At 74.8% G+C, this 11,451-nt stretch carries 9 protein-coding genes; 3 read left to right on the forward strand and 6 right to left on the reverse strand.

Annotated elements, in window-relative coordinates; genetic code table 11:
* Positions 1-63: 63 nt before the first annotated feature.
* Positions 64-630 (forward strand): winged helix-turn-helix domain-containing protein, encoded by a 567-nt coding sequence (locus ACFQS1_RS35425; protein ID WP_378976455.1) that lies wholly within the window; start codon positions 64-66, stop codon positions 628-630.
* Positions 600-1,163, forward strand: coding sequence for a transposase (locus tag ACFQS1_RS35430; RefSeq protein ID WP_378976457.1), 564 nt, complete (start codon positions 600-602; stop codon positions 1,161-1,163). Before ACFQS1_RS35425 ends, ACFQS1_RS35430 begins: the two co-directional genes overlap by 31 nt.
* A 27-nt stretch (positions 1,164-1,190) precedes the next feature.
* On the opposite strand, the gene ACFQS1_RS35435 is transcribed toward ACFQS1_RS35430, so the two are convergent.
* The 6 genes from ACFQS1_RS35435 to ACFQS1_RS35460 all read right to left on the reverse strand — a co-directional run bounded on the left by ACFQS1_RS35435 (position 1,191) and on the right by ACFQS1_RS35460 (position 10,414).
* Entirely contained in the window at positions 1,191-1,844 is a 654-nt protein-coding gene (locus tag ACFQS1_RS35435) for an ABC transporter ATP-binding protein (protein ID WP_378976459.1), read from the reverse strand.
* Positions 1,825-4,971, reverse strand: a complete 3,147-nt coding sequence (locus ACFQS1_RS35440; RefSeq protein ID WP_378976460.1) for a hypothetical protein — start codon at positions 4,969-4,971, stop codon at positions 1,825-1,827. The genes ACFQS1_RS35435 and ACFQS1_RS35440 overlap by 20 nt, the downstream gene beginning before the upstream one ends.
* On the reverse strand, positions 4,968-7,928 hold the full coding sequence (locus ACFQS1_RS35445; protein WP_378976461.1) for an FtsX-like permease family protein: 2,961 nt from the start codon (positions 7,926-7,928) through the stop codon (positions 4,968-4,970). Before ACFQS1_RS35445 ends, ACFQS1_RS35440 begins: the two co-directional genes overlap by 4 nt.
* Positions 7,929-7,958: 30 nt before the next feature.
* A complete protein-coding gene (locus ACFQS1_RS35450; protein ID WP_378976463.1) occupies positions 7,959-8,957 on the reverse strand; it encodes a magnesium transporter CorA family protein in 999 nt (332 codons plus the stop codon).
* Between the two features lie 133 nt (positions 8,958-9,090).
* Entirely contained in the window at positions 9,091-9,693 is a 603-nt protein-coding gene (locus tag ACFQS1_RS35455) for a class I SAM-dependent methyltransferase (RefSeq protein WP_378976465.1), read from the reverse strand.
* Positions 9,683-10,414 (reverse strand): helix-turn-helix domain-containing protein, encoded by a 732-nt coding sequence (locus ACFQS1_RS35460; protein WP_378976467.1) that lies wholly within the window; start codon positions 10,412-10,414, stop codon positions 9,683-9,685. Before ACFQS1_RS35460 ends, ACFQS1_RS35455 begins: the two co-directional genes overlap by 11 nt.
* Positions 10,415-10,604: 190 nt before the next feature.
* Here ACFQS1_RS35460 and ACFQS1_RS35465 point away from each other — a divergent pair, with 190 nt between their 5' ends.
* Complete coding sequence (locus ACFQS1_RS35465; protein WP_378976469.1) at positions 10,605-11,270, forward strand: DUF4097 family beta strand repeat-containing protein; 666 nt, start codon at positions 10,605-10,607, stop codon at positions 11,268-11,270.
* Positions 11,271-11,451: the final 181 nt, after the last annotated feature.

Here is an 11,451-nt window from a genome sequence, read left to right on the forward strand (position 1 = left end):
TTCGGGTTGGGGGTCTGGCGCAGATCCACTGTGACGCTTGAGGGTGATCGTCGCGGTAGGTCCGTGTCGGCTCTGCTGATCGGTATGCGATACGGCGATGGCGGTGGTCTTGACCAGGCAGAACGGGCACGGCGTGAGCGGGTGCGGCAGCAAGCGGCGCAGATGTTCGCTGACGGGAAGTCGGCGGTCGAGGTCGCCGCTGTGCTGGAGGTGTCGACGAAGTCCGCGTATCAGTGGCGGCGGGCGTGGGTCGCCGGCGGCGCCCAGGCGCTGGCCTCGAAAGGGCCGTCGGGGCCGGACCCGAAACTGTCCGACGAGCAGTTGGCCCGGCTCAAGGCGCGGCTGGAACAGGGTCCGGCTGCGGCCGGCTACGGCGAGGACCAGCGCTGGACTCTGGCCCGGGTGGTGGCGTTGATCGCGACGATGTTCGGTCTGCGGGTCGGGATCACCACGGCGTGGCAGGCGATGCGCCGGCTCGGCTACACCCCGCAGCTGCCAATCCACCGCGCGATCGAGCGGGACGAGGCCGCGATCGCCCGGTGGCGCCGGTACCAGTGGCCGGCGGTAAAAGAGTCGCCGCCCGCACGTCCGCCTGGATCGTGTTCGCCGACGAGTGTGGCCAGACGCTGAAGGCGCACAAGGCCACCACCTGGGCGCCCAAAGGGCAAACGCCGATTCTCAAGGTCACCGCCAAGGGCACCGTGCGGGTCTCGGTGGCCGGGTTGTGCTGCTACCGGCCCGGCGAACGCTCCCGGCTGATCTATCGCACCCTGCTGTATCGCGGCCGCAAGGGCGAACCCAAAGGCTTCCGGGAGCCGGACCTGATCCGGCTGCTGGACGCAGCTCACCAGCAGCTGCAGGCCCCGATCGTGCTGGTCTGGGACCGGCTGTCGCTGCACAAGACCCCCGCCATCCGGGCGGCCATGGCTGCCCGGTCGTGGCTGCGCGTCTATGAGCTACCCGCGTACGCGCCCGAGCTCAACCCGGTCGAGAAGGTCTGGTCGACGATGAAAGGCAGCCTGGCCAACCTCGCCGTGCACACCGCCACCGGCCTCGCCGCCGCGGTGAAGAACCGCCTCAAACGCATGCAATACCGCACCCGTCTGATCGACGGCTACCTCACCGGAACAGGTCTATCTCCACCAACACCGGCCAGACCTTGATCACAAAAGGTGTCTAGCGCGCGCCGCTCAGGGGCGCGCCCAGGTCGCCTCGCCGTCGACCAGATGCAGCTCGCGGTCGCAGGCCGAGGCCGCCTCCGGGTCGTGCGTCGCGAAGACCACCGCCGCCCCGCGCGTCGCCTCGGCCCGCAGCAGCTCGATGACCCGCTGCCGGTTGGCCGCGTCCAGCTCGCTGGTGATCTCGTCGGCCAGCAGGACGTCACCCCGCAGCGCCAGCCCCCGCGCGATCGCCGTCCGCTGCTGCTGACCGCCGGAGAGCTCCTCGATCAGCTGGTTCGCCTGCCCGGACAGGCCGAGCGGCTCGAGCGCCTCCGCGGTCCGCCGGCGCGCCTCGGCGGGCGTGCCACCGGTCGCGATCACCGCGACCGAGATGTTCTCGGCCGCCGTCAGGATCGCGGCCAGCCCGTTGTCCTGCGGGATCAGCACCACCCCGAGCGACACGGCGTGGTCGCGGTCGCCGAGCGGCTCGTCGTCGATCAGCACCTTGCCGCCGACCGGCGGCAGCAGCCCCGCCATCGCGCTGAGCAGCGTGGTCTTGCCCGCGCCCGAGGTGCCGGTGACGGCCAGGATCTCGCCGGGCCGGGCGGTGACCGTGACGCCGGTCAGCACCGGCGGGCCACCGTCCCAGGCGAGGTCGGCGGCCTCAACGGTCAGTGTCTTCACGTTCGTCTCCTAGCGTCGCTGCGGGCAGGTGCGTTTCGAGATTAGGCGCGGACCGCGAACGGGGGTGCCCCGGCGCGGGTCGCGGGACGGAGCGCGCCGGAGCGGGCCCCGCACCGGAGCGAATCGATGCGGGTCGCGGCTCGATGCGGCGGTGCAGGTCTCGCCCGGTCGCGGCGGCCACCGCCGCCAGCACCGACAGGACCGCACCCCCGGCGGCGAGCACGACGACGAAGCGCGGCCACCCGGGCAGCGGCAACGGCGGCGGGCTGGCCCCGGCCAGCGGCAATGCCCACCCGGTCAGCCCCCACACGGCCAGCGCGGTCAGCACGCCGGCCACCGCCGCGACCGCGACCAGCACCGGATACGTCCACAGCGTGGCCCGGCCCGCGACCTGGCGCCGCAGCCCCTGCGCGCGCAGCGCGGACAGATCCTCGACGCGGCGCACCCGGTCGACCGCCGCCGCGAGCACCAGCGCGCCCGCCCCGAGCAGCACGGAGAGGCCGGCTGCCAGGTAGTAGAAGGACAGCGACAGGGCCGGCCCCTGCTCGGCGAGCCGCTCGCGCACCTGCTCCGACCTGGTGTCCCCGGTGATGGTCAGGCCCTGCGTGGCCAGCCGGTCGACGATGTCGGCGGGCGCCTGCTCGTTGAGCCACACCTGCGGGTCGACCGCGACGGCCGCGTCCGCCGCCAGCCGGTCGGCGTATTCGAGGTCGACCATGCTCGCCCGATCGCCGATGCGCGGCACCGCGGGCAGCCGGTCGACCGGCCGCACCGTGAGGGGTTTGCCGTCCAGCCCGGTGATCCGGTCCTCGGGCGGTCTCGCCCCGGCGTACGCGGCGGGCAACGGCGACGGCGCGTCGACCGGCTTGACCCACACGCCGGCCGGGAGGCCGCCCGGCGCGGTCGCGTCGATGGCGAGGCCGCCGGCTTCGGCCGCGATGGCGCCGACCTCCCCGACCCGCCAGCGCGCGGGGTCGGCGAGCGGAAGGCCGCCGGCCGGCCCGAGCGAGTGGATCACCACGCGGCCGGTGATGCCGATGGCGGTGGTGGCGATCGTGAGCTGGATGCCGTTGAGCCGGCACTTCTGCCGGCACGCCGCGACCCGCTGCTGATAACTGCTGCGCCCGGGCCGCAGGGTGCCGAAGTCGACCACCTCGCCGCCGAGGCCGGCCGCCGAGGAGACCGCCACGAGCAGCTTCAGCTCCTTGCCCTTGGTCATCCCGGTGGTGGTCACGTCGACCGCGAGATCCTGGCCCGGCAGCACCATCGGCTCGGCCGCCGGGGGCCGCAGCCGCGCGGCCACCTCGCGCGCGGACGGTCCGCCGCCCGGCCACGACGCCACCGTTTCCAGCCGCCGCGTGTCGACGGCGAGGCCCAGCGACTCCTCGGCGGACGAGCTGGGCAGCCGCACCACCGCCATGGCGAACCGGCCGCCGGGGTCGGCCTGCTCGACCGCGTTCAGCAGCCGGCTGCGGTGCACCGGGTCGACGCTCAGCACCCGCTCGGCGCCCACGCCCAGGCTCGCCTGCACCTCGCGCCCGCGCGCGCCGACGTCGACCGCGCACGCCGCGTACCCGGCCACCGCGACCGTCGCGACCAGCAGCGCGAAGAGCCGTTGCGCACCGGGGCGGCGGGACAGCTGGAAGGCGGCGAGCGCCGGCCCGAGCCGGCCGGTGCCGAGGGCCCGGCCGGCGTAGGCGGTGACCGCCGGCAGCAGGGCCCAGGCGGCGAGCAGCGACAGGGCCAGGATGCCGAACGCCGGGGCGAACAGGGCGACGCCGGCCAGCTCGCCGCCGGAGACCGCCAGCTGCATACCGCTGACCAGGGCGAGCAGCACGACGACGGCCTCGACCGCGACCGCGCGCGGGCCGGCCCGGGTCGGGTTGCGGCGCAGCAGGGTGGCGACCGGGCTCAGCAGCTGACGGCGCTGGGCCAGGACCGCGGCGGCGCCGGCGGCCAGGGCGGCGATCGGGGCGTACCGCAGCGACGACCAGCCGGCGGCCACGCCCACGCCGGGGAAGCGGGCGGCGGCCACGGCGTCGACGAGCAGTTGACCGGCGACGCAGCCGGCCGCGGCCCCGGCCAGGATCGCGATCAGGCTCTCCCCGGTCGCCAGCCACCAGCGGTTCCACCAGCGGGTGCCGCGCAGCGCGACGATCGCCAGCTCGGGCTGCCGGCCCTGCGCGCCGTAGCCGGCCGCCAGGAAGATGCTGAAGCAGGCGAGCAGCACCAGCGGCACGGCCAGCACCGGCACGAGCAGGCGGGCGTTGCCGCGGCCGCCGTCGATGCGGTCGAGCAGGAACGGCAGGTCCGTGTTGATCTGCACGGTCGGACCGAGCTGGGCGGCCTGCGACTTGAGCCGCTCCAGGCCGGCGCGCAGCTGCGGCAGCCGGTCGACGTTCAACGCCTGCGGCCCGGCGGTGCCGTCGATCGCCTTCTCGGTGCGGCCGCGGTCGATGACCGCGAGCGTGGCCGCGCCGATGAAGACCGGCTCGCCGGGACCGTGGCCGGGCACGGCGGTGAAGTAGCCGTGCGTTCCCCAGTAGACGTCGCCGGGCTGCGGCACCGTGTACGTCCCGGCCACGTACAGCCGCTTGGGTTGGCCGTCGGGGACGTACTGCGGGTTGTGGTCGTCGTTGTTGCTCTTGGCGAACGTGAGCGTGACGGCGTCGCCGGCCGCGAGCCCGGCGCGCCTCGCGGTCTCGGCGCCGAGGATCGCCTCGCCCTCGCCGATCAGGCAGCGGCCGGTGACGATGCGCAGGTGGCCGCAGGCGTCCTGGCGGAAGACGACCCGCGACGGGATGACGTTGTCGGGCTCGATGCCGATGGCCGGGAACTCGGCGGAGTAGCGGTACTCGAAGCCGGGCAGGCCGGCCAGGGCGGCGCCGACGTTGCTGAAGTCGGGATTGCCGTTGTTGCCGCCCCGGTCGTCCTGGCCGGAGCTGAGCACGATGCCGCGCTCGGCGGGGGTGGCGGTGGCGATCTGCCCGGCGGCGACGGCCCGGTCGGCGGCGGCGAGGTAGGCCGGGGCGGCGACCGCGGCGGCCACCGCGAGCAGAGCGAGCAGCGCGAGCGTCAGCGACTGCCCACGGCGGATCCAGACCATGGACAGCACGAGGCGGATCATCGGCCCGCCTCGCGGCGCAGGCGGCGGGTCAGCGGCAGCACCGCGAGCCATCCGGTCAGGCCCAGCGCGAGCAGCGCGATCAGGCCGGCGAGGGCGAGCGGGGCGAGACCGAGCGCGCTCGGCGCGGGCAGCACGTCCCAGCCGTCGGTGAAGGGCGGCAGGGTGATGCGCACCAGCGGCCGCGCGAGCGCGGCCGAGGCGAGACCGGCGGCGAGGCCGGCGAGAATCGGTGCGGCGATTCCCGCGTACGCCGTGACGACCGCGACCCGCCCCGGCAGCCCCTGCACGCGGAGCGCCCGCAGCTGCTCGAGCCGGGAGCGGCGGTCCACCGTGCCGGCCACCCCGACGGCCGCCGCCGCGAGCAGCAGCACGACCGCCCCGGCGATCAGCGAGAAGCGGGTGACCACCGCTGGCGCCTGGCCGGCGAGGTGGGCGGTGCGGTCGCCGACCGTCTCGTCGGTGGCGACGGTGAGGCCCGCCCGGGTCAGCGCGCCGACGATGCCGGGCGGGGCGCCGGGCGCGAGCCACACCTGGAACTCGCCGGGCGGGGTGGCGTCGCCGATCACCCGCCGGGTCGCGTCGAGGTCGGCGAGCACCCCGCCGCGGCCGACCACCGGCAGCGCGGCGACCGTGCGGACCACCCGCACCGGGGTGGGCTCGCTGCCGAGCGAGAGCAGGGTGGGCTCGCCGAACTGCCAGCCCTCCGGGGCGGCGCCGGCCAGCACGACCGGCAGCGGCAGGACGGTGTCGACGGCGTACGCGGTGGTGCCGCGTTCCTGGAGCCGGTCCTGGCCGGCGTCGAGGGCCAGGGTGAGCGCGCCGCCGGCCGCGGTCAGGTCGAGCGCCACGCCCGTCGTGCCGGACCGCCACCGGGCGATGTCGGCGAGGCGGGCCGGGTCGAGGATCACGCCGGGCGGATCGAGCTGCTGGAGTCCCCGTACGGAAATGGGCTCCGGACCGTGCACATCCCAGCGCAAGATGCGGCAGCCCGGTGCGGCGGCGCAGCCGGCGACCGGTGCCTCGAGCGTCCGCTCCCCCGTGCCCACCCGCCCGAACGACACCGGCACCGGCGCGCCCGTGCCCTCGTGCTGAAGCATCAGCGTCAGCTCCATCGGCGCCGTGCCCCGGTGGCTGACCCGCACCGCGAGCCGGCCGCCGGTGATCCGGGGCAACGGCTCGGGGCCGGCGGTGGTGGGCAGGGCCTCGATCGGGCCGTACTCGGGCCGCCAGCGCGCGATCGCGGCGAGGCGTCCACTATCGACGGCCAGGACCGGCGGGTTGCTCGTGCGGTCGACCGTCACCGCCATGGCCTGGTCGCCGGCCGGATCGGCGGCCCGCACCGCGGTCAGCAGCGCGGTGCGGTTGGGCGCCCGCACGGTCAGCACTCGGGCCGCGCCCAGCTCGGCGCCGCTGCGCTGCGCCCGGGCCGTACGCTCGCCGGCGTAGCCGCCCACGGCCGTGGCGAACACCGCGACCGCGACCACCACCAGCGCGAACACCCGGTCGCCGCCGGGCCGGCGGGACACCTGCACGGCGGTCAGACCCAGCCGCAGGTGGCCGGTGCGCACGGCCACGCCGCCGCCCCGGTCGGCGATCCGCCCGAGCAGCCGGGCCACCAGCAGCGCCACCGCCAGCGCCACCAGCGCGGGCGCGGCGAGCGCGAGCCCCTCGGCGACGCCGGACCGGGCCTGATAGACGGCGGACACCGCCACCGCGAGCAGCAGCACGTCGGCGAGCCCGGCCCGCCAGCCGCCACGCCCGCCGCTGACCTCGCGCAGCAGGTCGGAGACCGGGCGGCGCAGGGCCACCAGCTCGATCAGCGCGAGCACGGCGAGGCCGCCGGCCAGCACGCTCGCGGCCGCCGCGGCCGACAACGCCAGCGCCGCCGGTTGCCGCTCGGGGCCGACCGGGCCCGCCAGCCACCGGGCCAGCAGGTAGCCCAGCGGCAGGCCGGCGAGCGCGCCCAGCACCAGCGGCACGAGGTGCTGTCCCCAGGCCAGGCGCACGATCGCACCGCGGCCGCTGCCGCGCAGCTTGAGCAGGGCCGCGTCACCGCGCCGGTCCCGCCCGGTGTACTGGCCGGCCAGCCCGATCGCGAACCAGGCGAGCACCAGCACCTGCAGGACCGCGACGAGCACGCCCTGGCGGATGGCCTCGCGGTCGCGGGCGATCGTGCGCAGCAGCGCGCCGCCCGTGTTGACCAGCCGCAGCCCCTGCCGGCCCAGATCGTAGTCGGCCTTGCGGAGCACCCCGGCCAGGTCGTAGCCGTCGTCGCCGCGGATCAGCCGGTCGGGTACCTGCACGTCGTAGCTGACCGTGGGGTCGCCGAGCTCCTCGTCCGCGAAGGTGTCGATCGTGGTGAAGGCCGGGTCGAGGCCGGCGTCCGCCACGAACAGCGGGTTGCTCCAGTACGCGCCGGCCGGGTCGTCGAGCGAATACGTGGCCACGACGCGCAGCGCAAGTGGCTGCGAGTCGGGCTGGCGGCGCAGCTCCACCCGGCCGCCGCGGCCGAGGCCGAGCTGCTGGGCCGTGTGCACGCTGATCGCCGCCTCGCCCCGGACGGCCGGGCAGGGGCCGTCGAGGCGCAGGTGGTCGCAGACGTCCTCGCGGTACGCGATGGCCATGGTCGGGGATTGGCCGCCGCGGCTGATGATCAGCGGCAGCGTCAGGCCGCTGACCGGGTCGGTGGCCGGCAGCGGGACCAGCCCGCGGGCGTTGGCGGCGAACTGGTCGACGGCGCCGGCCGGGTCGCCGCCGGTCTCGATGATCTTGCGGATCGAGATGGTGCGATCGCCGGCCGCGGCGGCGGCGACATCGGCCTCGGCGGCCCGGGCGCTGCCGGCGATCGCGAACCACGGCCCGGCCGCGGCCACGGCGGTGGCCAGCGCGGTGAGGACGAGGACGGTCAGCACCTGGGCGCGGCGGCTGCGGACGGCGCTCAAGACCAAGGCCAGCATGCCACCTCCCCCGCGAAGTCACCCGGCAGGTTACAGCCAGTGGCGCCGTCGCAGGTACCAGTAGAGGCCGCCGGCCGACACCGCGATGAGGACCAGGCTCTGCACGTATCCCCAGGTCTTCGCGAAGCCGGGATACGGCAGGTTCTGTCCGAAGTAGCCGGTCAGCGCGGTCGGGACGGCGATCACCGCGGCCCACGCCGCCAGTTTGCGGGTGATGTCGTTGAGGACGTTGCCCTGCTCGGCCAGGTCCGCCTGCAACAGGCTCTCGATCCGCTCGCGCAGGTGCTCGACCTGGTCGTTCGCGTGCCGGGAGTGGTCCTCGACGTCCCGGAAGTACGGCGCCAGGTGCTCGTCGACCAGCGCCAGCTCGGGCCGCATCGCCTGGGCGACCAGCTCCGGCATCGGCTCCACCGCCCGGCGCAGCGCCGCCACCGTCTTGCGCAGCCGCAGGCCGTGCATGCGCACCTCGCGCGGCGCGCCGCCCTCCTCGAGCAGCGCGTCCTCGACGCCGTCCATCGCCACGTCCAGCTCCTCCGCGGCGGCGACGTGTCCATCGACCACCTCGTCGAGCAGCCCGTGCAGCAGGAAGCCGACGCCGCCCGCCGCGTTCAGCTTGGCGTCGGCGTCCCAGCGCTCGATGAACTTCGCGGTGTCGCTAGGCGCCTTGCGCACCGTGATCAGCGCCCGCCCGGTGACGAACGCGCTGATCTCGGTCTTGCCGAACGGCGGCTCCTCCGGCTTGGTCGAGACGTCCACCGCGTACACGTTGAGGAACAGGTGGTCGGGATAGCGGTCGAGCTTCGGGCGCTCGTGGTCCTGGGTGGCGTCCTCGACGGCGAGGGGGTGCAGGTGGAACTCCTCGGCGACCACGGTCAGGTCGGCCGGGCTCGGGCGGTACAGGTCGAGCCAGAGCACCGCCTCGGGGTGCCGGGCCAGCATGTCGGGCACCTGCTCGGCGGGAAAGTCCTCGGCGATGGCCCGGCCGTTCTCGTAGAGGCGGGTCTCGACGGGGCAGGACGGCGCGGTCACGGTGCCACTATGCCCGCCCCGCCGCTCCACCGCCCACCGCCCCACCGCACCGGCGCACCGGCCGCCAGGCGGCGCGGGCCGTAAGGCGGCGCGGGCGATCCGAGCGGCGCGGGCAGCCAGGCGTCCTGGCGATCTAAGCGGCGCGGGCGGCGAGCGCGACGAGCGGGCGGTGGGTGCCCTCGGCGATCCGGCGCGCGCGGCCGGCCTCGGCGAAGCCCGCCCTCGCCAGCCGCGCCGCGAACTCGTCGGCGGGCCAGCGGTAGGCCGACGCCACCTTGTGGTCGAAGGGCTCGACCGCGTCGCCCTCGAACAGGCCGACCACCAGGGCACCGCCCGGCGCCAGCACCCGGCGGAACTCGCTCAGCACGCCGTCGACCTCCGCCGGGCGGCGGTGGATCAGCGAGAACCAGGCCAGGATGCCGCCGACGGAGTGGTCGGCGGCATCGAGCGCGTCCATCGAGCCGACGCGGTAATCGCCACCGGGGTCGGTGGCGCGCGCGTGCGCGATGAACTCGGGAACCAGGTCGATGCCGCTCGCGTCGGCGCCCAGGGTGCGCAGGTAACCGGTGAGGTGGCCGGGCCCGCAGCCGAGATCGAGCACCGGGCCGCGGACGCCGCCCAGATGCGCGGCGATGAAGGCGAGGTCGTCGGCGTGGGTCAGCTCGGTCGTGCCGAACAGCTCGATGTAGAGGTCGACAACGGACCCGTAGGCCCGCCGGATCGCGTCACTCGGCACGGGCGGGACCGGCTGGATCGGCGGGACCGGTGTGCAGGACCTCGCGTACCTGGGTGGCGGCGCGGGTGATGCTCTCGCTGATGAAGTCGAGAAAGCGGGCGATGTTTTCCAGGCGGGCGGCGGCCCGGGTGTGCGGGCCGAGGATGGCGACGCCCTGGCGGGCGGCCCGGACGAGCTGGTCGTTGGCCCGGGCGCTGGCCAGCGTCGCCTGATAGAAGAGCTCGTCGTCGACCAGGTAGCGGTCGCGGCGGCGCTCGTCGCGCTGGCGGCGGACGAGGCTCTGGCTTTCCAGGAACGCGATCGCCTTGGAGATGGACGCCGGGCTGACCTGCAGCCGCTGCGCCAGCTCGGCCGCGGTGAGGCTGCCGGCGTCGGTGGTGAACAGGCAGGTCAGCACGCGGGCCGACATCTTGGGCAAGCCAGAGGCCATGAGGACGGTGGTGAGATTCTCCTCGTACTCCGCGATGGCCTCGGCGTTGCGCCCGAGCACCGGCGGCGCCGCGCTCGGCGTCGCCGGACGACGGCGGTGCGCACGGCGCTCGGTGGCACGGTGGGCCAGGTCGGCACGGTAGGCGTTGGGGCCGCCGTTGCGCATCACCTCGCGCGTGATCGTCGAGGTCGGGCGGCCGAGCCGCCGGGCGATCTCGGCGTAGGCGAGGCTGTCGGCCAGCCCCACGGCGATCTGGTGGCGCTCCTGCTGGGTCAGCCGGCCTCCGGGCATCGCGGTCTCCTTCCGGTACCCGGCGACTATAGCGTTCACCACCCGCCATTGCAATGCAATGTTGCGTTACTCGTCCGACCTGTTGCAACGAAATAATGGGCTGGAACAGCGGATATGCCGATCAGTATGTTGTCGGAATCTGGAAAGCAACGTAGCGTTTCTCATGTCGGAAACAATGAGGGAGACCGCGATGCAGAAGTTCGACACCCCCACCCCGGTCACGGCCGTCATCCACCTCGCCGCCGGGCGGGTCCAGGTGATCGCCGCGACCCGCAGCGACACCACCGTCGACGTGCGCCCCGCCAACCCCGGCAAGAGCCGTGACGTGGAGGCGGCCGAGCGGACCACGGTCGCCTTTGCCGACAGCGTGCTGCGGGTCGACACCCCCGAGCCCCGACGTGAGCTCTTCGGCCCGTCCGGCTCGGTGGAGGTCACCGTCCAGGTGCCGGCCGGGTCCCGCGTCGAGGGCAAGTCCGCCGCCGCCGAGCTGCGGGGTGTCGGCCGGCTCGGCGAGGTCGCGTTCGAGGGCGCGTACCGCCAGATCAAGATCGACGAGGCCGCCGGCGTCCGCATCACCGCGATCGACGGCGACGTCGAGGTCGGCCGGCTCACCGGTCCCGCCGAGATCAGCACCAACCGCGGCGACATCCGGATCACCGAGGCCGCGCGTGGCGCGGTCGTGCTCACCACCATGGACGGCAGCATCTCGATCGGCGCCGCCGCCGGCACATCGGCCACCCTGGACGCGGGCACCAGCTACGGCCGCGTCCGCAACGCCCTCCAGAACGACGGCAGCGCCGGGCTCGAGATCCGGGCCACCACCATGCGCGGCGACATCGAGGCCCACAGCCTCTAGGAGGTGCCGGGATCGAGGTCTGTTCCGTGGTCTGACCTGGGGGTGCGCGCCGCTTTGCTCTGACCGGAAAATAGAAGCTTGGCCATGGTGGGGTGTTTGGGCAGGTGGGGGTGCCGGGCCGGTGGCCGGTCCGGGGTGGCGTGTGATGTGTTCAGGCGGCGGCGGTGAGGGTGACGGTGTA

The sequence above is a fragment of the Paractinoplanes rhizophilus genome (genome assembly GCF_042664765.1).
Taxonomy (GTDB): Bacteria; Actinomycetota; Actinomycetes; order Mycobacteriales; family Micromonosporaceae; genus Actinoplanes; species Actinoplanes rhizophilus.

Excerpts from the sequence above, each read along its gene's own strand:
- ACFQS1_RS35440 (WP_378976460.1), bottom strand. The coding sequence starts at position 4,971 with ATGATCCGCCTCGTGCTGTCCATGGTCTGGATCCGCCGTGGGCAGTCG.
- ACFQS1_RS35465 (WP_378976469.1), top strand. The coding sequence starts at position 10,605 with ATGCAGAAGTTCGACACCCCCACCCCGGTCACGGCCGTCATCCACCTC.
- ACFQS1_RS35460 (WP_378976467.1), bottom strand. The coding sequence starts at position 10,414 with ATGCCCGGAGGCCGGCTGACCCAGCAGGAGCGCCACCAGATCGCCGTG.
- ACFQS1_RS35445 (WP_378976461.1), bottom strand. The coding sequence starts at position 7,928 with ATGCTGGCCTTGGTCTTGAGCGCCGTCCGCAGCCGCCGCGCCCAGGTG.